The 24,949-nt window shown below is 42.2% G+C and carries 17 protein-coding genes; 3 read left to right on the forward strand and 14 right to left on the reverse strand.

The window, feature by feature from the left end; genetic code table 11:
- Positions 1–185: 185 nt before the first annotated feature.
- The 3 genes from QR40_RS03240 to QR40_RS03250 all read right to left on the reverse strand — a co-directional run bounded on the left by QR40_RS03240 (position 186) and on the right by QR40_RS03250 (position 4,756).
- Entirely contained in the window at positions 186–779 is a 594-nt protein-coding gene (locus QR40_RS03240) for a hypothetical protein (RefSeq protein WP_044293253.1), read from the reverse strand.
- A 354-nt stretch (positions 780–1,133) separates the two neighbouring features.
- Positions 1,134–1,910 carry an SDR family NAD(P)-dependent oxidoreductase gene (locus QR40_RS03245; RefSeq protein WP_081998765.1) on the reverse strand — a complete coding sequence of 259 codons (777 nt, stop codon included), beginning with the start codon at positions 1,908–1,910 and terminating at the stop codon, positions 1,134–1,136.
- Positions 1,911–1,942: 32 nt separating this feature from the next.
- Entirely contained in the window at positions 1,943–4,756 is a 2,814-nt protein-coding gene (locus tag QR40_RS03250; protein WP_044293255.1) for an oxidoreductase, read from the reverse strand.
- A 192-nt stretch (positions 4,757–4,948) separates the two neighbouring features.
- On the opposite strand from QR40_RS03250, the gene QR40_RS03255 reads away from it, so the two are divergent.
- Together QR40_RS03255 and QR40_RS03260 are read left to right on the forward strand one after the other, a co-directional pair.
- The gene (locus QR40_RS03255; protein ID WP_044293256.1) at positions 4,949–6,517 is read left to right on the forward strand and encodes a PucR family transcriptional regulator; all 1,569 of its coding nucleotides are present in this window, start codon (positions 4,949–4,951) and stop codon (positions 6,515–6,517) included.
- Between the two features lie 46 nt (positions 6,518–6,563).
- Positions 6,564–8,108: a hypothetical protein gene (locus tag QR40_RS03260; protein ID WP_027291949.1), complete on the forward strand. Its 1,545-nt coding sequence runs from the start codon at positions 6,564–6,566 to the stop codon at positions 8,106–8,108.
- A 233-nt stretch (positions 8,109–8,341) separates the two neighbouring features.
- Here the strand turns inward: QR40_RS03260 and QR40_RS03265 are convergent, their stop codons facing one another.
- On the reverse strand, positions 8,342–11,509 hold the full coding sequence (locus QR40_RS03265; protein ID WP_081998766.1) for a PAS domain-containing hybrid sensor histidine kinase/response regulator: 3,168 nt from the start codon (positions 11,507–11,509) through the stop codon (positions 8,342–8,344).
- A 383-nt stretch (positions 11,510–11,892) separates the two neighbouring features.
- On the opposite strand from QR40_RS03265, the gene QR40_RS29435 reads away from it, so the two are divergent.
- The gene (locus QR40_RS29435; RefSeq protein ID WP_052430669.1) at positions 11,893–12,885 is read left to right on the forward strand and encodes a MarR family transcriptional regulator; all 993 of its coding nucleotides are present in this window, start codon (positions 11,893–11,895) and stop codon (positions 12,883–12,885) included.
- Positions 12,886–13,011: 126 nt separating this feature from the next.
- On the opposite strand, the gene cydC is transcribed toward QR40_RS29435, so the two are convergent.
- From cydC to QR40_RS03320, 10 genes are all read right to left on the reverse strand, one after another.
- Positions 13,012–14,670, reverse strand: a complete 1,659-nt coding sequence (gene cydC / locus QR40_RS03275; protein ID WP_027291951.1) for a thiol reductant ABC exporter subunit CydC — start codon at positions 14,668–14,670, stop codon at positions 13,012–13,014.
- Positions 14,660–16,408 (reverse strand): ABC transporter ATP-binding protein/permease, encoded by a 1,749-nt coding sequence (locus tag QR40_RS03280; RefSeq protein WP_044293260.1) that lies wholly within the window; start codon positions 16,406–16,408, stop codon positions 14,660–14,662. Before QR40_RS03280 ends, cydC begins: the two co-directional genes overlap by 11 nt.
- Positions 16,401–16,781, reverse strand: a complete 381-nt coding sequence (locus QR40_RS03285; protein ID WP_044293261.1) for a nitrous oxide-stimulated promoter family protein — start codon at positions 16,779–16,781, stop codon at positions 16,401–16,403. The genes QR40_RS03280 and QR40_RS03285 overlap by 8 nt, the downstream gene beginning before the upstream one ends.
- A 1-nt stretch (position 16,782) precedes the next feature.
- The gene (locus QR40_RS03290) at positions 16,783–17,208 is read right to left on the reverse strand and encodes a YbaN family protein (RefSeq protein WP_044293262.1); all 426 of its coding nucleotides are present in this window, start codon (positions 17,206–17,208) and stop codon (positions 16,783–16,785) included.
- Between the two features lie 238 nt (positions 17,209–17,446).
- Entirely contained in the window at positions 17,447–18,304 is an 858-nt protein-coding gene (locus QR40_RS03295; RefSeq protein WP_044293264.1) for a hypothetical protein, read from the reverse strand.
- A 235-nt stretch (positions 18,305–18,539) separates the two neighbouring features.
- Positions 18,540–20,570 (reverse strand): FtsX-like permease family protein, encoded by a 2,031-nt coding sequence (locus QR40_RS03300; protein ID WP_044293266.1) that lies wholly within the window; start codon positions 20,568–20,570, stop codon positions 18,540–18,542.
- Positions 20,564–21,319 (reverse strand): ABC transporter ATP-binding protein, encoded by a 756-nt coding sequence (locus tag QR40_RS03305; RefSeq protein ID WP_027291956.1) that lies wholly within the window; start codon positions 21,317–21,319, stop codon positions 20,564–20,566. The genes QR40_RS03300 and QR40_RS03305 overlap by 7 nt, the downstream gene beginning before the upstream one ends.
- 137 nt (positions 21,320–21,456) lie before the next feature.
- A complete protein-coding gene (locus tag QR40_RS03310) occupies positions 21,457–22,470 on the reverse strand; it encodes a sensor histidine kinase (RefSeq protein ID WP_044293267.1) in 1,014 nt (337 codons plus the stop codon).
- Between the two features lie 34 nt (positions 22,471–22,504).
- Positions 22,505–23,173, reverse strand: a complete 669-nt coding sequence (locus QR40_RS03315) for a response regulator transcription factor (protein ID WP_044288799.1) — start codon at positions 23,171–23,173, stop codon at positions 22,505–22,507.
- A gap of 147 nt (positions 23,174–23,320) precedes the next feature.
- Positions 23,321–24,895: an alpha-N-arabinofuranosidase gene (locus QR40_RS03320; RefSeq protein ID WP_200889729.1), complete on the reverse strand. Its 1,575-nt coding sequence runs from the start codon at positions 24,893–24,895 to the stop codon at positions 23,321–23,323.
- Between the last annotated feature and the right edge of the window lie 54 nt (positions 24,896–24,949).

Genomic DNA, 24,949 nt, shown 5'->3' on the forward strand with positions numbered 1-24,949 from the left:
AATTAAATTCAATTAAATTGTGACCTTACCTGCCCTTACAAATATAAAAAATGCCGGCTGACCTGTTACTAATTACTAACTTCAGCCAGCTGGCATTTATACTTTGTAAAGTTGATTATAATTAAGATTATTTTCGTTATACTTTATATTCACCATATCGCTATTGTCAATCGTGTCAGTTTCCATCAATTACCATACAGATCCATGACTCTCTGAACCATAGCTTCAACATCAGATTTTGACACTGTCTTTTCCGCTCCATCTATATCACTTTTTTTGAGAACGCCTACCCGTTTCAAATTTTCTACATCTGACATCGCCCATTCCGGCACAGAACTGATATCTACATCTTCTTTCTGCTTTTTACTGGCTTCCGGCTCAGGCAGTGTTCCAAACGCCCTGCTCACAATCACCAGCATATCCATACCGTCAGCCTCTTCGTTCTCACGATCTTCCAACCCTTTCAAAAGAGAATCTCTTTTTATTCTGTTGCCATATTTAGCAGCAGTTTCAACCATAAGATCCGATGCCTGTCCCAGAGTCATGCTCCCTTCCGATGCCTGGGAATCCTTCGAATCCTGTTCTCCCTGAGCTTCTCCGGGTGCTTGCGTTTCCCCTGCCTTTTGTGTCTCCCGGGTCTCTCCAGCATTCTGTGTCTCCTGGACCTTTTTGGTTTCTCCCGTTGTCCCACTTTCTTTTGCTGTGGGACTGCATGCTGTGATACCAATTGCACAGCCCAGTAAAATTCCAGTTAATACAGCCGCTTTTTTTGCTTTCAAATTAAATTCCTCCTTATATTTAGCTTCCCTAACATTTATTATATGAAATTTGTAGGAATAATCAAGTAAAACCTTTCTTTTCTGGCAGAGCCCGATTTTTCATATGTAAAATCAAAATAATTATGGTTACATAATGGCTTTAGATATACACCTAATCTGCCGGACACTTGCTGATTGGCTCAGGATTATTATTCTGATGATGTAAATTATTTCCCAGTCCAGGAATTCTGATGAAAAGAACATTTAAAAGAACCTGCTATGATTATCCTCATAACAGGTTCTCTTCTTAATTATCTTCTTATTTATCTACTTACACTTATCTATTTTCCACACAAAATAATTTACAGCCAAACTTTACACAATAGCTCCTCCCCCATCAACAACAATAAACTGCCCCTGCACATAACTGGAAGCGTCACTGGAAAGATAGAGCACGGTACCATTCAATTCCCCTTTTTCTCCCGGACGTCCGGCGGGATTCATCATGGAATATCCCTGTAAGAACTTCTCGGATTTAAACAGCGTCCCGCCAGTCATCTCTGTTTCAAATAAAGCAGGACCGATTGCATTTACGGTAATTCCAAATTTTGCATAAGAGCACGCCATGCCTTTGGTTAATCCAAGAACCGCAGATTTGGAGGCATTGTAGGAATGGCGGATAAACATATCATCTTTATCTGCGATAACCGCATTGACGGAAGCAATATTGACCACTTTTCCATATTTCCGTTCTTTCATCTGAGGAACAATGTATTTCGACATGAGGAAGATACCCTTTACATTGGTATCAAAAGATTTATCCCAATCTTCTTCGGTCATGCTGTCCACCCCGCCTCGTACCGCAATACCTGCATTATTTAACAGAATATCAATATGTCCGAAGCTATCCAATACCTGCTTCACCGCAGCTTTAACGCTTTCTTCATTCGTGACATCACAGCCCACAGCCATTACTTTTCTTCCTGTATTTTCAATTTCCTTTTTTACCTGATTCAGCTTTTCCACACGCCTTGCCATAATTGCCACATCTGCTCCTGCCTGTGCATATGCCAGTGCTGCGTCTGCTCCTAATCCTGAGCTTGCACCTGTTACTACTGCTGCTTTACCTGTCAAATCAAACAAATTACTCATATCTGATTGCCTCACTTTCTATATATTGTTATTTAAATGCGTCCAGTTTCCATAAATGTTGTCCTGTCATAACGCCCCGTCAGCAGATAAGGAATAATATCATCAGCATCTAAATTTTCTACCAGATTCAGTTTATGCACCAGCAGGCTGTTTTTAGAATAGGCTCCGCCTACGATGGTATGAATCGGAAGTTCCGCCCAGGGATCGTCAATACTGGATTTCATATTCAGTGAAACCATTCCCGGTTCCCAGGAATTATAATTATATTCGCATAGATTCATCAGAAGTGCTCCGTTGCGGAAATGGGACACCCCATTTTCATCCGGCTCCCTGTCAAAATGATAATAGAATCCTCCGCCATAGGTCTTCTTTCCTGCTTCCGGCGCCTGGTACAGCATATGAGTCAGCGGGCTGTTGTATTCGCCAAGCTCCATAGCTGCCTCAACCAATTGTGTCCCTCTTCTGGTAACGCTGGCTGTTACAGAATTCCCATTTCGCCGGATGACAAATTCTCCTCCCAGCTTTTTGGGAATGCTTCCATTATCACGTCCGCACTGGACTGCCATTTCTGCTCCCTGCCCTCCAAGTACCAGACCAAGCGGATAAAGGCCTAAGGTTTTCCCATACGTAGCATAGACACCCAGAATGGCTTCGTAATAATCGTCAGCAAATGTGGGATTCTTAACATGGCAGATGGACAGGGTTACCACCGGAATGGAAAATGGTTTCAGCGGCGGCGGCAGCAATCCTGCAATCGCGGATGGATCTGACAGATAACTAATGTACAGTCCCTCCTGATTATCCATTAGTGATACTTTTCCAAATTCAGGAATCTCTTCAGATGCCACCCGGAAACTTGGCACCTTTTTCTTTTCTGCAAACAGTTGACGGCCTGCTTCGTATCCGGTGCGGACAGCAGGTGCAATGGTTCCATCTTTCACCGCACTTCCCACTACCTTAAGCTCAATATTCTTTTCCTTCAGTCCCTCTGCAAGAGAAGCATCCGGGCGGAATCCCAGCGAGAGCACGACTGCCTCTGCAGGCACATGCACTTCCTGATGATCTTCTGTTTGTTCCAGGATAACACCATCCGGACGAACCTCTTTTAAGGCATGCCCAAGCAGATACTCTGCACCATACTTAGTCAGACGTCCGCAGACATCCGCCACATTTGTATGATTACATCCGGGAGCGACTTCGCCCAGCATATCCACAATTTTCACTTTATTTCCCAGATCACCCAGATATTCCGCTGTTTCCAGACCGGTCAGTCCTGCTCCGATTACCACAACCTGCTTATCCGTAATCTTTGCATTTCCGTTTAGAACCTCTTCTACGGTGTAGACATTTTCTCCATGAATGCCCGGTATTTTTGAAGGAACTACGGACACAGAGCCAGTTGCGATAATGACCCCATCCGGTTCACATTCCATAACATTCTCTATGGCCGCCTCTGTATTTAATCTTACTTCCACACCCAGACGCTCAAATTCCTGCCGGTAATAGTCTGCAATCCACTGCATCCGCTCTTTCAGCGGCGGTTTTTTTGCCAGATTAATGGTTCCGCCCAGTTCTGCCTTCCGATCCATCAGGACTACCTTCACACCACGCAAAGCCAATGTCTGTGCGGCACACATTCCCGCAGGTCCTGCACCTACAACCACAACCCGGTTCCCCCTGGTATCACGGGGAAGACCGCTGTACTTACGCTCTCTTGCCAATCTGGGATTCAGAGCACATTCCGGCGGAAGCCCGGCTGCATTATACTCATTCAGGCTTTCAAAGCAGCGCAGACAGGAAATGCACTTACGCAGTTCTTTTTCTCTTCCTTCCTGCACCTTCCTTCCCCATTCTTCATCCGCCAGCCACGCACGGCCAAGAGAAACAAAATCTTCCACCCCTTCTTCCAGGAATTTCTCTGCCACTGCCGGTTCACGAATAGCGGATACCCCTATAATCGGTATTTTTACATGACTCCTAACAGCAGCCAGCAAATCGTGCCTCCAGCCCTGGGCAAATGAAATCGGCTCGATACAGGTCATTCCCGTTTCATAAAGGCCGCAGCTTACGTCCAGGAATTCAATCCCGGTCTTTTCTAATGCCATGGCGATTCTGATGCCGTCCTGGATATGAATATAATCTTCGGTCACACCGGTCTGATTCAGAAACTCTTCCACCGAAAGGCGGACACCAACCGGAAAATCCGCACCACAGGCTTTTTTGATACCTGCAATAATCTCAGTCACAATACGCAGACGGTTTTCAAAGCTGCCCCCATACTCATCCTCTCTTTTATTGGTATAAGGAGATAAAAACTGCTGTAACAGATACCCGTGAGCCGCATGAAGTTCCACTCCGTCACAGCCTGCTTTCTGCACCCGTACCGCACCATCGATAAATTGCTGCACCAGTTGTTTTATTTCTTCAGTCTTCAGGGCACGTGTCTCCTGCCGCAGGTATTTGCAAGGTATGGCAGATGGTGCTGCTACCGGCTGTCCGCCCATCAGCGCTGACACGGTTTCCCTTCCGGGATGATGAAGCTGTATAAAGATTTTAGTGCCATGTTTATGTACCGCATCAGCCAATTCAGACAACGGTGCGATGTGGCGGTCCTTGGTAACCGACAGCTGCCTCATAAGTCCTGCTCCATGCCCGTCATTGATTCTGGTAATTTCCGGAATGATAAGTCCGGCTCCTCCTATTGCCCTTGCCTCATAATATGCGATCATATCATCGGTAGGGGTTCCGTCCAGATTCGCCAGTCCAATTCCCATTGGTGACATGACCAGGCGGTTTTTCATTTCTACATTTCCGATACTGCCAGATTCAAATAGTTTTTTATACATACCATTACCTCCTGAATTAGATTCTATTCCCTTTCTGATGAATTAACCTTATACCAGAAGCCGGTGTTTTTCAACGTGCACCATGTATGATAAATATTTGACAATTTGTGCATCGTACACTATACTGAAAACAAAGCATATATCTGATCCGTTTATTCCTTTTCAAAAGTTTCCCTAAAGTGAGGTAATCCTATGACATTTCACCGTTTAATTGACCAACTGTCTTATGAATTTTCCATCGATATTGTATCTTCCAATGAGGAATGGGAGATACAGGATATCGCCCTTCTGGATGTGCGGCAGAAGGATTTTCTTCGCAACACTCTATACTTTGGTTATGATCACCAAATGAAAAACTGTAACATATCCTCAATTCAGTGTATTCTTGCCCGAACCGGAAATGATTCCCCTTCCCCTGCTGTTCCCGGCAATAGTGCCTTAGTGGATGAAGCATCACTGTTTTCCGTTTTTAACAATGCTAAAACAATCATTGAATCTACCCGAAGCAAAGGATTGTATGAAGAACTGGCAGCACTTGCAGATAGAACCCGCTCTATGGAAGCCGTGTTAAATGCTGCCTCCATCCGGCTTGGTAACTCACTTGTGCTAAATGATATTAATTTTAAAATCATTGCTGCTTCTGCCTCCATTCCTGTTATTGACCCACTCTGGAAGACGAATATCCGCCAGGGCTACTGCAGTTATGATTTCATAGGTGCCGTACGACTGCTGGAGCCACTGAAAAACGCCGCCCAGACCACTGATGCCGTGGAGGTCAGCTGCACTGAATCCCCATACCGGAAACTGAGCAGCAAAGTTTTTCATAATGGAGTGCAGGTCGGATTTATACTGATGATTGGCGGTGAAACCGCGATTCTTCCTGTCCACCGGGAAATGCTCAGCACCTTAAGCCAGGTAATCAGCTATATTCTTGCTCATTATATGCCGGATTTGTTTCCGGTTACCAGCCCCCACCAGCAGCTGCTCTACGACCTTTTGATTGGAGCGCCGTCCGAAGATATCGCCCCCAGGCTAAGCGGAATCGCTTTTCCCCCTAAAATGTCTGCTCTGTGCATCAATCCCACACAATATCTGGGCAGCCGGCACCTGAAAGACCACACAGTGAAAAACCTGAAACTCCTATTCCCCGGCACCCATGTTACTTATCATAAAAAGAACGTTGTTGCAGTCATTCCTATAGAAGAAGCTGCAGATATCACCACAGAGCTTTTGGAAAAACTGACGAAATTTTCCGATACGGAACACGTCAGAATTGGAATCAGTAACACCTTTACCCATATCAAGAATTTTATGCTGCATTATGAACAGGCAAATTCCGCCCTTGAACTGGGATTGAAACTGGCTCCCGGGGAAAATATCTGCCGCTATCTGGATTATCAGATTTTTGACCTGTTTTCCAACATAAAATCCCCCGAGTCCCTGGGGCGGTTCTGCCATCCTGCGCTGTCACTTTTAAGACAATATGACCATAAAAATAATACACAGTTTTATCAGACACTCTGTGCATATCTGGATTGCGGATGCAGTATTAAAATCACTTCTGAACAGCTCTACATCCATCGTAATTCCCTGGTTTACCGTTTAAACCGGATCACCGATGTTTGCCGGGTGGATCTGGAAGATACACAGACCTGCTTCTTACTGCGTCTTTCCTTTTTGATTGACAAATATAACGGGTTGAATCAGGAGCAGTTGATATCCAAAATGTTTCATTGCCAAACCTCAAAATGTGCGTTATAATTACTTTAATTGCTATTTAGACAGAACCAGGAGGTGAGATGTAGGTATGAAAGACGACCAATATGAACAACTAGCCGCAGTTCTTCGTCCAATGCTGAAAAAAAACCTGATCCAAACATACGAAGCCTACATCAATTGCAGTAGAGCAGGTCACTATATCCGGAAAAATATACTTAAATTAAGGCACGATGATCTCACCTTAGAGAAAATAATTGCCCACGCAGTAAAGGAAGCCGCCTCTGAATCGATTGATGTGGAGGAGGGAATCCGTAAGCTGCGTGAATTGCGCCGGGTTTATAAGCGAAACTGGTCGGATACCATTCGCGAAGAGGTCATGGATCCTGAGAATTTGAAACCGCGTAACCCCCAGCTGCTACGTAAAGAAGCGGAAGCAGCTTATGACATCAGCATTTATAAGAGAACTGACCATCGTAAATCGGTGGAGGCCCGCATGCGGGAGCGTTATGAAGAAATTGAAAACTGGAGGGCGGACGTAACCGCTCTGATTACTGATTTCCATTTTTATGGAGGAAAACCAGCCAAATCACAGGCAAATGCTTTTATTCATGATATTGCTCTTGAATCTTTGATCATTGTCAACCGTGAATTCAATGGCTCTTTAGAAGGGTACACAACGAAATTCCCAATGGTCTACATGCAGGCGCCGATCTTCAATTACCGAAGCACAAATCTGGATTTTGAAGTTGAAATCCTGCAGAATGAAATCCGTCTTTTCAACAGTTATGACTTTGAAGGCGGAAATGTCCGCGTGGAAATGAGTACGGAGAATCTGGACCTTCCATCCGTCACTTCCGCAGACACTTTAGACGAAATCAAATCTAAATATAATATTAATACTATGACTAAACGGGATCTGGATATGAAGGACCGCGAGATTCTGAACTGTCTCTATACGATGATGTCCGCAGAAACAGTTCGTACAAGATTAATTACCGGGAAATTAAAGAATCTGGCCCGGCTGGTATTTAACATTGAAACTCCGCGTAAAAAGCATCTGGATGATATCAAAGAACGGCTCTTTAAACTACAGGACTACAACTATTCGGTAACTATTACCGATAAGGAAACCGGTAAAGAGGCCGAAAAGCTTCAGTTGAATATGATTGTAACTGCCCGTGTTTATGAAGACCACGGTGTAGTTTATTTTGAAGTTCAGCCAAGTGACCAGATGATTAACACTTATATTCAGAAAAAATATGTCAATATTCTTTCCCAGAGTTATCGTTTGATTGATTCGCCGCAAACAAAAGCAATCTTGGTTATGCTTCAGTCCGAACGATTGATGTCTTACATGAATAACAGCCTTGATGCGACTTTTACTTTGAATTACTTCCGTGCACATATGAAATTGCCGCGGATGAATCCGGCGGCATTGAAAAAAGAACTGGACAAGCATCTAAAGATATTGAAGGATAAGCAAATCGTTGTGGACGAATATTCAATTAAACGTGCGGAAATCGATGTTCATTTTACACCTTTAGAGGACCGGGAGCTGATAGCTTACGGTATTGAACGCAATCTTCTGGCTGAAACAAATATTATTGACGCTGAGTATACCGTAAAAGCTTAGAGAGTGTCTTACTATAAAGAGGTAACCCCATGAAACATACTGAAGAATCTGATAACAGAGGAGGACGATCCGTACGCCGTGCTCCTAACAGCTCCCGAAGAATATAATTTCTGCATACGATACAGCTGCTGGTGGAATCTATACAAAAAGCTGTATATTCCATCGACAGCAGCTGTCATGTAATCACAAAGCTGTTCATTGCTTCTCCTAACAGAAAATAAGAAAATGCGGTTCTATATATACTTCTCGAGAGTAGTCAGCAATTGCTGATAGTCAATTGGTTTTGAAACATGCTCGTTCATCCCTGCCATCAATGCTTTTGCAATATCCTCGGCAAATGCATTTGCCGTCAATGCAATAACCGGAATGCTGTCAGCCTGGATATGATTACTGTTCCGTATCATCCTGGCTGCTTCGAAACCATCCATTACCGGCATCTGAAGGTCCATCAGAACAGCCTGGTATGTACCCGGACCGGATTTCTTAAATACTTCCAGAGCCTTCTTCCCATTTTCCACACCGTCAATTACCAGCCCCGCCTCCTGTAATATAGTTTTTGCTATTTCCATATTCAGTTCATTATCTTCAGCCAGTAAAATCCGTTTTCCTTTAAATTTGATCAAAGCCTTTTCCAAGATCATTTCTTCCTGACTGCCATCTGTATCATCTTCATCTATAAATTCTGTTTCGAGACCTGGATCTGCTGTTTTCAGATAAAGTGTGACAATAAAACGGCTTCCCTCACCCAGTACACTTTCTACCTGGATATTTCCCTGCATAGTCGCTACTATCCCCTGTGCAATCGGCATTCCAAGACCCGTTCCCTGTATATGCTGTACCTCTACATCCTCTGACCGGGAAAACGGATCAAAGATACGCTTCAGATAATCCTTCGACATTCCGATCCCATTATCTTCCACCGTAAAGACAAAACATCCAAGCTCTGAAGCTCGTGCGGTAACCTCCTGTATGGTTACACATATTTTTCCTCCGTCCGGCGTATACTTCACAGCATTAGACAGGAGGTTCAATAATACCTGCCTGATCCGGTTCATATCCCCAATTAACATCTTATGAACGAGATCAATATATTTAAACTGTAATTCATGGCCTTTTTCCTCTGCAGCCGAACGAATGATAGAGCTGATACTCCTCATAAGTTCTTTCAGATGAAACGGCTCTTCTAACAGTACCAGTTTCCCTTTTTCAATCTTTGACATATCCAGAATTTCATTGATCAGTCCCAGAAGATGTTTACTGGATATATTAATCTTTTCCAGACAGTCTGTCACCCTGTCTGCTTCATCTATATGAGAAGCCGCTATAGCCGACATCCCTACAATTGCATTAAGGGGTGTCCGGATGTCATGGGACATCTGCGCCAGAAAATTACTTTTTGCTTCGTTAGCATTCTTCGCTGCTTCATATGCGGCCAATAATGCCTTCCTGTTTTGAGCTTCCTGCTCTTTCTCTTCCTCAACACTGTGCGCTGCAAGAATAATTTTAACCGGGATCCCATTTCTGCTCTCGGCCAATATAATATGTAAACGCATCCATCCAAAATATCCGCCGTAATCTCTCCGGTACTCCAAGTCGTAGATAGGTTCTTCCTGACCGACCCTGCTGCGGATTTTTTCTATGGAAAGCTCTTGAATGAACCGATTCCGGTCTTCTTTTTGAATCAGACGTTCACTATAGACTCTCATGAGAACTTTATAGTCATCACTGTCGCCAATATAGTCGGCAATATCTTTACGCTGATTGAAAGCCTGATATGTCCCGGCTGCAAGATCCACATAAAATACCGAGTGATAGAAAGAAGACAGCCCCCTAATAATATTCTGATATTCAAAATATAATTTCTTCTGCTGCTCTTCTGCCAGCTCCTCCTGTTTTTGTTCATTAATATTCATATTTGCAAAAATAACCCTGGTTACCACACCATCCTGCATCTCTGCAATACTGAAACGTGACCGTACCCACTCCAGATGATCCTGATACATCCTTCTGAAATCAATATCAAAAACCGGCTGTTCCAAGGTAAGCGTCTGCCGCAAAATATCCGGATTTCCGGCTCTTCGCATTTTTTCCTGATCATCTTTATACACTTGTGTCTGTATAAATTTCTCATAATACTTATTCAGTTCTCCCTTGGGAAATTCATGACTGTTGCGAATCATATCTTCCTGCCAGATAGCTTCCTCGATGTTATTTTCTAAATCAAAAATGTATATGGAATAATAGCACTGGCATAAATTGGACAATACATTTTCCCTCTGCTCTGCCTCCTGTTTTTCGTCTATATTCCTAATTGTAACCAGGATACGCTCTACCATATCCTGTCTGATTATGGTGGAATAATATTTGTAGTAGTGGAGAACCCCTTCACTATCCCATAAACGAAGCCGTCCTTCCATGTAGTTGTTTACCTGATATTTACCTGCATCTAAAATCTGATCCAGTTCCTTCTTATCCTCCGATGGCATTTTCCCAATCATCTGTTGGTAAAAATGTTCAAAATCCCCATGATGTGATAAATGAAGAAGATCACCTGAGTAATGGATACAATTATACTCTGTTTTTTCCAAATCCATGCTGACAACCAGTTTATACATCTGGGATACTGCTATCTGAGAAGTTGTCTCATCCATTCTCTTGGCAACTTCCCCGTCCTGCTCATCAAAAGCAGCTATGATCCATGGATACTCGGCTGAATACCGCGAAGAAGGAACTAACCGGATACGCCGCCATCCTCCATCCACGTTCCGGTACAGCCTTTCTAACCATTTATCCCCTTTCGACAATATATCCCTGACCTTGCTTAAGTCCACCATATCCAGCACAAGTTTTTTATATTCCGGCGCTACGATCTGTTCTGCATAAAAACGGAAATATTCTTTATAATCAGAGTATTTCAATGCAAGTTTTCGAAACTCCTCCGGCGCTTTCACAATTTTATAGGAATCATCCTTCAGGTTACACATGAAAATACCGCTGTAGCTTTCACTCAGCGTCTGTATCACCAAATCATGCTCATGTTCCAGCATAACGGTATCCGTGATATTCTGATGGTATCCCCTCAGACAAATTCCTTCTTCATAGCTCCAATCCCTGACACCGCCGCAGCGAACATATATTCGTCCCCATTTTGGGTGTGTCCAGTTATATTTCACTTCTGCCCTGCTATCAGAAATTATTTTATCTACTCCCGACTGCACTACATGATAATGCTCATCTGCAATGCGGTTATACCACACCCGGTAGCATTCTTCAGGTGTAGGCGCCTCTTCGAATCCCAGCAATTCCAACATGACATTATCCACATACATCCTGGGTTCTTTTTTCTGATCCAATTCGATTGCCCATAATCCGGTCTGGGCCTCTCGTAGTACTGCCTGCATCTTATCTGCTTCCTTAAATCGTTCCAATATCGTTGCCCTTTCTTTTGCAAGTTTTAATTATATGGCTTCACTGCGCATAACCAAATAGTTTATATGCATAACCAGACAGCTTCTGCGATAAATCACTGCTAAGTATGAATTAACCGTTTTGGTTAATCACTTTATAATTTATTTTAACATTATATAACTTACTTTGCCAACCGTTTCCACGTAATAATATTGTATACAATAAATACAATTCAGTTGATTCATCATAATTTACACAGGTACCTTACTTTTTTTCAAAAACATGTTGACAAATTAGAAAGGTACCTGTATTATATAAATCAAGGTACCTTTGTTTTTTTAAATACACAATCAGATACAGAAAGGAGAACACCAATATGAACGATCAAATAAAAGATCTAATGGAACTTTTTACAAGAGCAGATGCATTGCTGCACCGATATCAGGGGGCATACTTCCGAAACTTCGGTCCTTTCTCAAGCCCTCATAAGGGACAGGGCCGCGTACTCTCCCTCTTGAAACTACAGCCTGAGATCACGCAAAAGGAACTCGGATATTTATTGGATATGCGGAATCAGTCACTTGGAGAACTTTTAGGAAAATTGGAGCGAAATGGGTATATTACACGTACTCCCTCAGAAAAAGACCGTCGTGTAATGAATATCAGACTCACGGATGATGGATCAAAAGCGGCTGAAGAGCTGGGCGGAAAACAAGATGATGTAAACCAAATCTTCTCTTGCCTGAGCGATGAAGAACAGGTAATGTTGAGTGATTATCTGGAACGGCTCATTAATGCATTAGAAAAAACCTTTGAAGAAATGGGTATTCCGGAACATGACCACGGACATCATGGGAATCGTCCTCTTGATCATCCTCATGGACATCCTCATAACCATCCGTATGATCAGCAGCAGGGACATCCTCATGACCATCCGCGTGATCAGCAGCAGGTATATCCGCATGACCATCCATATTTACAGCAGCAGAGACATCCGCATGATCATCCGCATGACTATCCATATGGTCAGCAGCAGCAGGGACATCCTCATGACCATCCGCGTGGACAGGAACGTAATTTCGGCAGACCACAGGACTTCGGCAATCCCATTGGCGATAAACACATTCACAGGACAATTTTTGAGGGACGACCGGATTATTCTGGATACCCAAAACATCCGGGACATCTGGAAGAAGCCTCAGAAGGTTTTACCGAAGACACAGAACGTCCTGAATTCTACGAAGGTATGGATTGTCCCAAACATCCCGGCTGCCACGGAAACCGCTGCCGGAAATGCGATTTTGATAATAAAAAGGATTCGCATACCGGGATCAGCGAAGCAAAACAAGAACAGGAAAATAAGTTGTAATTAAGATGCAGCTTCGGGAGGGAATAGCTCCCTCCCATTTTTGCACTCTAAAACTTTATTGATAAAAGAAGATAAAAGCAAACCAATCTGTCATGGGATGGTCCGGTTTTTATCTTCTCTTATATATCAGGACGCTCTGTCTCCTGTCATATGATACACCCTGTCCGTAATATTCATGGTAGACTGCCTGTGGGATACAAGCAGTACAGTCCTCTCTCTGCAGGCTTCCTGCAAGGATTTCAGTACAATCCCTTCATTCAGGCTGTCCAGGCTGCTGGTAGGTTCATCCAGTAAAATAAATGGCGCGTTGTGCAGAAATGCTCTTGCAATTCCAATTCTCTGCCGTTCCCCTCCGGACAGCGTATCTCCAAGCTCTCCAACCGGTGTGTCATACCCTTTTGGCAGCTTTTCTATAAATTCATGAATGGAAGCTTTCTTTGCGGCCTGCATGATCTCCTCTCTGCTGGCATTGGGGTTGGCAACTGCAATGTTCGCTGCAATAGAATCATGGAAGAGATAGGTTTCCTGCGTTACATAGCTTTCCATATTTCTCAAATCAGAGGTATTAATATCCCTGACATTTTTATCTGAAATTTTAACACTGCCCTTTTGCACATCAAAGAAACGCATCAGTAATTTTAAAAGTGTTGATTTACCGGAACCGCTTTTTCCAAAAATTCCGATGATTTCCCCTTCCTTCATTTTCAGGGAATAATCCTTCAATATTTCTTCTTTTCCATATGCAAAGGAAACCTGTTTGCAGCATACACTGGAAAATCCGGTTGCTGCTTTTCCGGTAACCTCTTTGATCTCAGGCTCCTCCTCTAAAAGAGATAAAACCCGCTCACCGCTTGCCAATGTCTGGTTCAGATTATTGGAAAGGCTTGATAGTGCCGCAGTAGGTCCAAATGATCCCATCATGGCAATGGTACAGATAATTACGCCGGTAAAATTGCTGTATCCCGCAGTATATGCATACAACATTAAGAACAGCATACTGAAGGAAAATAGAAGGATCACCAGATTAGTAGCAGCTCTGGAACCGCCCTCCATTTTCTGTAATTCTTCCTGTTCCCCGGATAATCTCTCCGATTGTTCCCGCATACGCTTCTTTTGTTCATTTCCGCATCCATATTGAATGGTCTCGTGAAGCCCCCGAAGATTATCCAGAACGAAACTGTTCATTTCTCCCAAATCATTGCGGTATTTCATTCCTTTGGAAGAACCACGTTTTGAATTCCAAAGCGGAAGCCAAACCCCTACGATAAGGTAGCCCACCAGTGCCAGTATTCCAGCCGGAAGATAAAAATATCCAATAAAGCATGCCATAAACAGGGAGGTTAAAAATGCAATGGCGATTGGAGAAATCGTGTGTGCATAAAACACTTCCAGCAACTCTATATCACTGGTGATAATAGAAATCAGATTTCCTTTATCCTTGCCTTCCAGTTTCGCCGGAGCCAGTTTTCTAAGTGCAGAAAATACTTTGTGACGGATAATTGCCAGTAATTTAAATGCAATGTAATGATTACAAGCCTGTTCCCCATAGTGGAGAATTCCCCTGCAGATGGCAAACGCAATAAGCAGGCCAAAGGTAACTGTTAAAGACAACAGATTCTTTTCACCCAAACCATGCAGGATCCCCACACCTGCCAGTATAGTCAGAAATATTGCAAACAGATATCCCACAACACCAAGCAGGATTGCCGCAGCCATCACATGCATTAATGGTTTGATCAGACCGATCAATTTTCCCATAATTTTAATTCCACTTCTACGATGCATATTCTGCTCCTTCCTTCTGTCTGTATTGTTCCAACTGCTGTTGATTTTCATAAAGTTTTGCATAAACACCGGCATTGCCGAGTAAATTCTCATGAGATCCCGATTCTGCTATTTTCCCATTCTGCAGTACATAGATGTAATCCGAGGAAACTACATTTTGCAGGCGGTGGGAAATCAGAAGAACCGTTTTGTGTCCCGCCAGTCCATAGATGACTGACATAATCCGTTCTTCACTTTCAACATCAATATTGGAAGTCGCTTCATCAAATATATAGATTTCCGAATCATGCAGTAATGCTCTGGCCAATGCCAATCTCTGCTGCTGTCCTCCGGAAAGGTTGGACGCCTTTTCCTGAAGCTGTGTATTCAGTCCCTGACCGGCATATAAAAATTCATATAAATCCACATCCTTTAATACCTGATCCATCTGTTCTTTAGATGCAGAAGGATTCCCCATCGCCAGATTCTCCTCAACGGTACCTTTAAATAAATAACTATTCTGCCCAACCATGGTAATATGTGACATAAGGCTGGCTTCTGAAATGTCCGAAAGTTCTTTTCCTCCAATGGTAATACTGCCTTCATAGCCTTTGTTCCTGCTGGTCAGGATCGCCGCCAGCGTACTCTTGCCGCATCCGGAGTTGCCTACCAGCGAAACAATACTTCCCTTGGAAATCGTAAGATTAACATGATCTAAAATCTTACGTTCGCTGTCATAACAAAATCCCGCATCTTTAAATCTGATCGTATGATTTTGCTTCGGTACCTCCTCTTGCCCGTTTTTCGTTTCCTGCAGATCCAAAAGGCGGAACATCTTATCACTGGCTGCCATTCCGTTCATAGCAATATGAAAGAAAGACCCCAGTACACGGAGGGGAATAAAGAATTCCGCTGCCAGAAGAATCAGCGTAACAGTACCTGCCAACCCAATATTTCCTGCTATATATTCCCGGACTGCAACGATCATACCAATCGCTGCTCCTCCGTAAGCCACCAAATCCATAACACTGATGGAATTCAGCTGCATGGTTAATACACGCATGGTTACTCGTCGGAACTGTTCGGACTCTTTATCCATTTCTTCCGCTTTTTTCCCGTCAGCCTGATAAATCTTAAGTGTGGTAAGACCCTGTAGATTTTCCAGAAAGCTGTCTCCAAGTTCTGTATAAGATCCCCAGTATTTATTCAGAAGCTTTTTTGCAAACTTCTGTACTCCCATAATGGATGCAGGAATCAGCGGAACGCAGATAAGCAGCACAATACATGCTTTTAAACTGATAAATGATAACACTGCAAATAAAGTCAGCGGTGCAAGAAGGCTGTAAAAAAGCTGGGGCAGGTATTTACCAAAATAGATCTCTAACTGCTCCACACCTTCTACTGATACCTGGACAACCTCTGCCGTAGAGATTTTTTCCTTATAGGAAGCTCCCAATCGCAGCAGTTTTTCGTAAATTTTCTCCCTGATTGTAATTTTTACATCCCGGCTTGCAAGGAAGGATGCTTTTGCAGCAAGCCTGTCACAGCCAAACCGTATCAAAACAGATACCGCCAGGATGCAGGCACTGACTGCCAAAAGCTCCGTTCCCAGTATCCCCCGATATGTTTTTTCAATTAAATTTCCAACTGTCGCAGCTGCTGATATATTTGCAATCAGAGCCACCCATTGCCACAAAACATTCTGTATTATATATTTTTTAGAATCAGCCAGCAAGCCGACTAATCTTGTTTTAATCATGGCGTTTTGCCTCCTTCTTTTTTTCTTTCAGGGTACACCACATATGGTGTATTGCCATAAACGGGTGATAAAAAAGCATTCTGGGACCGGAAAACCGCATCACTTCCCGAATCTTTTCCCGCATTTCTGACTGGTAACAATGTACCCGGCAGTTGCTGCAAAACGTCTTATTCTCCATAAAAGGACATCTTTGAATTTTTTTTTCAGCATAAGCAAGTAAATTCCTGCATTTCGGACATAATTCCTTCCGGTTGTTATCCTGTTTTTTATTTTGATTACTATTATGGTTTTTCCTGCAATATAATTGGATCATCATGCTGACTGTTTCTTGTTCCTGGAGACGCTTTAACTCTCCCTTACTACGTTCTGCCATATTAATCTGTTAACTCCGCTCTGTCTGCTGCATAGTCCATATTTTTCTTACCACCTGGTATTGTTGCAATCCGAAAAAAGAAATAATAATACTTAAACAACACCAGCAGCACGATTACCACCCGTCCTGGGATATTGTGCATCATAAAAAATGCAAGGGTCAGCATCGCCGATACCGGCAGCAGGATAAAGAGCTTTGTCTTCAGTGTCATAGCCCGGTTCCGGACAAAGCTGTCCAGGTGCTTTCTATAAAGTCCGGTATTCATAAACCAGTTATGAAACCGCTTCGACCCCTTTGCAAAACAAAATGAAGATACTAACAAAAACGGCGTGGTGGGCAGAATTGGCAATACCACCCCGATTGCTCCTATTCCCAAGCTTAGAAAAGCCAGTATCAGCCACAGTAATTTAAATGGATTCTTTTTCATATACGCCTTCCTTCCTTTTTCTGATCTTTTAACGGATAAATGCTTTCCGAATTAGCAACAGCTAACTTATCTACGCTATAGTTATATATTACGAAACGGAAACTGTCAATGTGAACAAAAAAGTGTTGCACATGCGCAACGTTGTGGTATGAATCCGAAAATTGCTGATAATTTCTATACCTAATCGTTGTGCCAGTGCAACACTTCATAAATTAATGATAAACTTTATCAATTTATATTATATATATAGCACCAATATTGCTGTACTTTCCGGCATCCCCGCCTCTTCTTCATTGCAGGTCATGGTCAGAAGTACCGTTCCCTGGAGGATATTGCTCTCCTGAATATAAGTAAAAGTAATGGCTGACATAGGAATCCGTACCTTGTTATTCTTAATACGCGCCAGCTTACAGATTCCGTCTTCGCTGTACTTCATAGTCTGCATCCGTCCTCTGAGAGACACGTCTGCCATATGGGATACGGGCACCTCCACATCCAGCGCGGTTAGCTCCAGGTATCCGTCCCTCTTTCTGCAGATCATGTTTCCCGGGTGCCGAAATGCCTGATTAGCCATTGAAATCCTGCCTGGTATGCGGTCTTTTTCCCGATAGAAGGTAAAGGAAATGTCATAATCACCCACGGCTAAATAATCACTTAGTTTTCTGCCATTAAAAGTCTGTACGTGCTTATCACTTGCCTTCAGGGAATCACAGGCTCTATGTAATATTCCAAGTCTTCTTAAAATCTGTACCACATCATCGCTGCATGCTTCTATGATACACCTGGCCTGATCTTCTGCCCGGATGGAATCCATGCCTTCTTTTTGCAGCCATAAACTGATCTCAGCCAGCTTGCAGCGGTAATCCTTTAGTAAATCTTCCCCAAACGGGGTAAATTCATATTCCTCTGTCAGTATACTCTTAGAAACGCACTCCCCATAAAAACGTGATAAAGTCGAAGCATTTACCGAAAGCTCTTCTCCCAGTCTTCGCAGTCCCGGTCTTTCCTTATTCAGCAAATGTTTATGTAATACCTGCAAATATTCATACTGCCTCCCGGTCAATTTGCAATCTGTATTTTTATCATTCCGGTTCATGTGTACCCCCTGCCTTTTTTCTTACATATATAATATCATACCATGGCTGCTGTTTTTTACAATATCTATATTGATACTTTTTCTCATATATGTCTTTTATTCAACCTTTTATACTCAACTTCTGCTTTATCTTCTCATGCTTTCCTCTGCGTTCATTCTTATTACGCATTCATCTTCTGCATTTATCTTCTGCATTTATCTTCTGCATTTATCTGATTACATCTTTTGCTCATCTTCAAATAATACTCTTCTTATAATTTTTACAAACTGCAATAAAGTAAATACCATATAATATAAAAAGCAAGCCCACTGCACTGGCTATCGCTCCCCAAATCCATCCATGCCCCTCAAAAACAGGAAAACTATAGGACTGAGGCTGCATAATATTCATGGAAATGAACACCAGACTGCTGCTGATCACAACAGCCGGAATCACCGGCAGGAGAAAAAATGCAGCCAGCTGCTTATTTACAGTTTGATTTACTGTCTGAGTGCTCATACCAATATGCCTTAATATATCATATTGCTTTTTATGTTTTCCGCAATCACTGAGAATCTGAGTTACTAAAATCGTAGCACCTGTGATGACAAATATAAGCGCCAGATAAAAAAGCGCTATCATGATCGAATAGACATCCGCATAATTCTTCTTAAATGCCGATCTTCCGGATATATAGTCTTTGCCGGCATCCGGTATACTTGTACCATAAGCACCCATATCACTGCTGGACACCATTAAATTCCTGTCTAGAATCTCCAGGCGTTCATCCTGTGCACACAAATTTTCTAACGCTATACTGCTGACCGGTTCGGAGGTCTGCGCCGTATATACCTGGTATATCACAGGCAGTTTATCCGCCATTTCATCCGGTACGACAATAATAAAATCCATACCGTTACCATAAGAATCTGCCTGGTTAAAAGGTGCTGTGTTAATGCTGTTTAACTCCATCGTTTTACCATTCATGACAACCTGACGATGCATGTATTCGCTGTAAGCATCTTGCAGTGCCGGAACGCAATGTATGATATATTCATTTTCTTTTATCTGAGGAACATCTATGGCAAGCATTCTGCACAACGCACGGTAGTCGCTGTATTTCATGTAAGTATCATATTGGTATTCCACATATATCTCTTGCGGCAGATCGCTGTAACTGGCAGCAGCCTTAGCCCGAATATCCCGAAATGTCTGATCCTCATTATGATAGATATAATATAAATGATCTGCTTCCACCGGTACAGTCTCTTCTATTCTACTGCGGTAACCGGAAAAATCACTGTTTGGGTTTTTACTGAGAATTACAATATCAAACACATTCAACTCTATCGATCTGCCGGCTATCTCATTTACGGAAACTGCAACGCCCATAGCAGTCAGTGCCAGTGTAAAGAGTACAGATATCATGCACAGTGTCATACTTAGGGATGCTATCTTAGAAGTAAAAGAACGGAGTAAAAAAAGCCTGTTTTTGCTGTATTTTATATTTTCCCTGCTGCCGAATACCTTTGCAAGAAACCCGGGAACACTCTGGAAAAAACCAAACAGAAAAAGTACGATTAATACCAGTCCCAGCAAGACATCATACCCTTTCCCAAGGGGCATATACATAAATAAACCAATTCCGCCCGCGCCGAAAACAAGTGATATTACAAAAACCACAGCCATCCAGCCGGTTTTTTCCAAACTGGTATTCTCATTTCTTTTCTCATAATAAAGCAAATCGTACAACTTCATTTTCCGGATAGATCTGCCGTTTTTCCAGAGTGCAAAAATAAAAATCATCAGAAAATACAAGCCTGTCAGTGCAATTGCCGGTATGGAAAATGAAATAGAGAACTGATAATCTATACCAAATAAATTTAAGATTATAATTTTCAGGATTTCAGAAATCAGGTATCCAAATAAAGTGCCGCAAACAAATGCCACTCCGCAGATCAGAAAATTTTCTTTGAAAAATAATTTGGAAATATTTTTATTGGAAATACCCAGTATCATATAGGTACTTAACTCTTTACTCCGCTTCTTTAACATAAAATTAGTCATGTAATGAACCAGCCATCCCAGTATAAAAACAATCAGGAGGGAAATCGTAATTATCATGTAAAATAAAATTTCAAGTTCAGGCAGACTGGCAACAATATCTGAAAAAATAAGCGCATTAAAACCATACATGAAAGAAACGGTGCAGGTAATTGTAATGAAATAAATCATGTACTCCCTTGTCTGCCGCTTTGCATTCCTTATGGACAGTTGTTTTAGCATGGAACATCACCTCCCAATAAGGAGAGCACATCCAGAATTTCATGATAGAATTTTGAACGCGTTTTCTCACCTTTCCATATTTCATTGAAGATCTTTCCATCTTTTAAAAATAAAATACGGTTTGCATAACTGGCTGAGAAAGCATCGTGGGTAACCATGAGAATAGTGGCTGTCAAATCCCGGTTTAACTCTTCCATCACCTCCAACAGCCTGAATGCCGATTTAGAATCCAGAGAACCGGTAGGCTCGTCAGCCAATATCAGTTTCGGCCTGGTAACAACAGCTCTTGCACATGCACATCGCTGCCGCTGTCCACCGGATACCTGATACGGGAATTTAGGCAGAATATCCTCAATCTGCAGCTTCCCTGCGATTTCCATGACACTTCTGGTAATTTCTTTAGGCTTCATCCCTTTTATCGTCAGGGGCAAAGCTATATTTTCCTCAATTGTCAGGGTATCCAGCAGATTATACTCCTGAAAAATAAACCCCAGATTATCCCTGCGAAAGGCTGTGATTTCCTCTTCTTTAATTGTCGTAATGTCATCCCCGTCTAACAGGATTTTACCCGATGTTACCGTATCAATGGTGGAAATACAATTGAGCAGTGTCGTTTTTCCGGAACCGGAAGCCCCCATTATACTTATAAATTCACCTTTTTCCACACAAAAGCTGACCTTATTTAAAGCCTTAGTAATATTCGTTTTCGTACCATAATATTTTTCGATATATTCCACCTGCAACAACATATACTTACTCCTTTTCGCTTTTTTCCCGAATCATCTTTGAAACTTACTCCGGAATGCTGTCATTGTAGCAGTATTTTCCCCTCTGTTGTATACAGGAAGCTTTATTTTAACTTACAAATTTGAAAGAAAACAAACCATCACTGCCCCTGAATATAATTTCCTTTTGGAAAGAAAAGCCTGATAGCCGTATACTCCCCCGAAACAGACATGGCTGAAATCTCTATTCCCAGTTTTTTGCTCAATTCCCTGCACAGATATAGCCCAATCCCGGTAGAATTATGGTTCGCCCTGCCATTGCTGCCTGTAAATCCTTTATCAAATATACGGCTCTGCTCACTTTCTTTAATCCCTATTCCATTGTCCCGGATCGTAAGCGATACACCCTGCTCAATCTGTTTTGCCAATATATCGATCTGTAGAGAATCCTGCTTTCCGTATTTGATGCAATTAATGATAATTTGATTAATGATAAACTCGACCCATTTCTGATCCGTATATACCGCGAGATTTACCTGCTCTGCATTTACAGCAACATGGTTTGAAATCAACAGCTGCTTGTTTCTGGCAAGCACATTTTGAACTGCTGACTTTAAGCTCACTTCTTTGATCATATAATCCTTTTCGACATTTCCCATTCTGGCATAATAGAGCACTCTTTCCACATCTGTTTCAATCTGCTCTACCTGGGATAGAATTTTCCTTGACTGGTCCGTCTTATGGTTCTCACATATTAGTTTTGTTCCTGTAATCGGTACCTTTATTTCATGTATCCATTTTTCAATAAAATCCCGGTACTCTTCATTTTCACGCTGTGCCCGGGATACTTCATCCGCCATGGACTTCATTGCATTTTTCATAATCCGGAAATAGACACCGCCTTCTCTTGAAACAGGAACCTTCGCTATTTCAGCAGTAAGGTATTTCTGTTCCAACGCATCCGACAGCGATATTAACTCCTCATAATATTTCTTCCGGTATCTGTAATCCGGAAGCAAGTAAAAAAACAATATGATCAGCCAGAACATTATGATTACCATTATCTCCCCGATGCCATTTCCGATCATATACAAAAATATGGACAGACCACAAATGCAGGCAGCATTTAAAAGCAATGCGCCCGATCTGTCCGAAAGATAATCTTTTAATTTCATACTGATCCCCCCCTGAATAGCGCAAGCTGGCCTTTCAAACTTTGTACCCCATTCCTCTTTTCGTCTGAATAAGATCATTCACGCTAATCTGTGTAAGCTTGTCCCTGATTCTTGTCATATTCACACTTAAAGTATTATCATCTATATGGATTTCATTATCCCATAAATATTCGATTAACTCCAAACGCGAAACAACTTTCTGGCTGTTTGTAAAGAGATAATAGAGTATTTTCAATTCCGTCTTCGATAGTTCCACTTTCTGATCTTTATACTGAATAAATGCAGATATGGGAAATAACCTCACTTCTTTATATTCGATGAATTCCATTGGGGCACTTGTGCCCCCCGTTCTTCGAAGCAGCAGATTAATCCGCGCCAGAAGTATGGGAATATTATATGGTTTCGTAATGTAATCATCACCACCAAGAGTCAACGCCTGCAGCTCATCGAAAGCGGTGTCTCTGCCGGTAATAAAAATGATGGGAACCGAAGAAAAACTGCGGATGGAAGAACATAAGCGAAAACCATCCTGCTCCGGAAGGTTGATATCCAGCAGGATCAGGTCCGGTTTGTATCTTTTTATATCCACCACACAGTTTTGAAATTCAAGAACTGCTTCCACCAGGTATCCCGCATTTTTTAACAGGATCGTCAATTCCTCCCTGATGATTAGTTCGTCTTCTATAATTAAAATTTTATTCATTTTTATCCTCCGATTAGTACTGCAGCGAACGATTTATAAATAACTCACTATTAAAGAGCTTCTTTGTACAATATACACCACATGGAGGACAATTTCCAGCTGATTCTTCGTTTGCGTTTATCTTTGATTCCCAGAAATATTCGTGTTTTATCCTTTCACAATCTGAAACTGATACACATTTACAGAAGCCGCCGGAATCTGTATTTTAAAGCCATCCGTTGTTTCCACCGGCATTTCTGCTTCCTGCGCCCTTACACGGTCCGGATCATCAAATGTATTGCATGCCTGAGGCGAGTCCCCTTTCAGCGTCTGACCTCCCACATACTTACAATCTTCCGGGAATTCCAAAAATACTTCCTGCTCTTTCTGCCATTCTGTATTAACAATATTAACGCTGACTACATCCTTTTTTACAGAGGCAAACAGAAACAGTTTATCAGGCTTTACTTTTGTATTGAAATTTAACGCCTCCCCGCCCCGATGCACTTTATACATCTGAAAAACGTCATAATTAGGAGTCCGCACACATTGATGTCCATCTGTCAGAATGAGAGAATTTAATACATTTACTGTTTGTGCCACACATGCCATCTTCACCGCCTTACAATTTCGGTGAAAAATGTCTAACGTTAATGCACTTGTGACGGCATCCCGCATTGTACATTGCTGATACAGCGCCGGACGGTGTGCAAACGAAGCCCCGTGCCAATTTCCCCATTCTCCGATAATCAAATCGACCTGTGGTTTCAGAGTCTTAAAAAAACCTTCACTTTCCGGATAGTCAGAAATCCCATCCAAAACCAGTTTTTCCTGTTCCCGGATTACCTCTTCCAGTTCCAGGCAGCCATTAATAACCTCATACCATTCTGCTTCTAAAAAATCTGTTTCCTGTTGAGTGAGATCTTTTAAATTCCAGTTATAAAAGTGAATATCATATCCGTCCAAAGGCGGCTGGCGAAACTCTGCCATAGATTCAAAAAACTGTTTCGTCCATTCCACACGTTCTTCTTTTTTGTTGCCGTCCGGCCCGCAGGCAATACGTTTCATCTGTATTGGGTTTTTCCCCTGTCCTTTAGAAAACACAGGAAATGCCGTAGCATATTTCCGGTATTCTGCTGCATAACTTTGAGGGGTGGCGTTTCCCCCGCCTGCCCACATTTCATTTCCGATCCCCCAATATTCCACCTGAAATGGTTCTTCGGACCCATTTTCCTTACGTTCCAAAGCCAGCGTGGTTTTCTCTTTCCGATTACAGTATTCCATCCATTCTTTCATCTCGGCTACACTGCCGTTCATCAAATTAATATTCAGCCAGGGCTTTGCGCCCACATATTTACAAAGCTCCATAAATTCATGTGTGCCAAACTGGTTGCTGTCTAACTCAAATGTTCCGAAATTTTCATTATAGGTGACAGGCCTTTTTGATCTTTCACCAATCCCGTCTCTCCAGTGGTAAGTATCTGCATAACATCCACCCGGCCAGCGTATTACAGGCGGTTCTAATTCTTTTAACGCATCTGCCACATCCTTTCGGATACCATGATAATTGGGGATATGGGAGTCTTCCCCCACCCATATGCCATCATAGATGCAGGATCCCAGAAATTCAATAAACTGACTGTGAAGTTCCGGTTGAATGTGACCATCGGTTTCAAATGTATTAATAACTATTTTATTGATATTTATTTTATTACTCATCTTATTGTTATTTATCTTTTTCATAATGAATACTCCTTATATTTGGATTTCTATACATAAAAATACCAGAAAAAGAAG

This window comes from Robinsoniella peoriensis, from assembly GCF_000797495.1.
GTDB classification, from domain to species: Bacteria; Bacillota; Clostridia; order Lachnospirales; family Lachnospiraceae; genus Robinsoniella; species Robinsoniella peoriensis.

What these genes read in the sequence shown, in the direction of transcription:
- QR40_RS03245 (WP_081998765.1), bottom strand. Translation starts at nt 1,910, where the DNA reads ATGAGTAATTTGTTTGATTTGACAGGTAAAGCAGCAGTAGTAACAGGT.
- QR40_RS03250 (WP_044293255.1), bottom strand. Translation starts at nt 4,756, where the DNA reads ATGTATAAAAAACTATTTGAATCTGGCAGTATCGGAAATGTAGAAATG.
- QR40_RS03255 (WP_044293256.1), top strand. Translation starts at nt 4,949, where the DNA reads ATGACATTTCACCGTTTAATTGACCAACTGTCTTATGAATTTTCCATC.
- QR40_RS03260 (WP_027291949.1), top strand. Translation starts at nt 6,564, where the DNA reads ATGAAAGACGACCAATATGAACAACTAGCCGCAGTTCTTCGTCCAATG.
- QR40_RS03265 (WP_081998766.1), bottom strand. Translation starts at nt 11,509, where the DNA reads ATGCAGGCAGTACTACGAGAGGCCCAGACCGGATTATGGGCAATCGAA.
- QR40_RS29435 (WP_052430669.1), top strand. Translation starts at nt 11,893, where the DNA reads ATGAACGATCAAATAAAAGATCTAATGGAACTTTTTACAAGAGCAGAT.
- cydC (WP_027291951.1), bottom strand. Translation starts at nt 14,670, where the DNA reads ATGCATCGTAGAAGTGGAATTAAAATTATGGGAAAATTGATCGGTCTG.
- QR40_RS03280 (WP_044293260.1), bottom strand. Translation starts at nt 16,408, where the DNA reads ATGATTAAAACAAGATTAGTCGGCTTGCTGGCTGATTCTAAAAAATAT.
- QR40_RS03285 (WP_044293261.1), bottom strand. Translation starts at nt 16,781, where the DNA reads ATGGCAGAACGTAGTAAGGGAGAGTTAAAGCGTCTCCAGGAACAAGAA.
- QR40_RS03290 (WP_044293262.1), bottom strand. Translation starts at nt 17,208, where the DNA reads ATGAAAAAGAATCCATTTAAATTACTGTGGCTGATACTGGCTTTTCTA.
- QR40_RS03295 (WP_044293264.1), bottom strand. Translation starts at nt 18,304, where the DNA reads ATGAACCGGAATGATAAAAATACAGATTGCAAATTGACCGGGAGGCAG.
- QR40_RS03300 (WP_044293266.1), bottom strand. Translation starts at nt 20,570, where the DNA reads ATGCTAAAACAACTGTCCATAAGGAATGCAAAGCGGCAGACAAGGGAG.
- QR40_RS03305 (WP_027291956.1), bottom strand. Translation starts at nt 21,319, where the DNA reads ATGTTGTTGCAGGTGGAATATATCGAAAAATATTATGGTACGAAAACG.
- QR40_RS03310 (WP_044293267.1), bottom strand. Translation starts at nt 22,470, where the DNA reads ATGAAATTAAAAGATTATCTTTCGGACAGATCGGGCGCATTGCTTTTA.
- QR40_RS03315 (WP_044288799.1), bottom strand. Translation starts at nt 23,173, where the DNA reads ATGAATAAAATTTTAATTATAGAAGACGAACTAATCATCAGGGAGGAA.
- QR40_RS03320 (WP_200889729.1), bottom strand. Translation starts at nt 24,895, where the DNA reads ATGAAAAAGATAAATAACAATAAGATGAGTAATAAAATAAATATCAAT.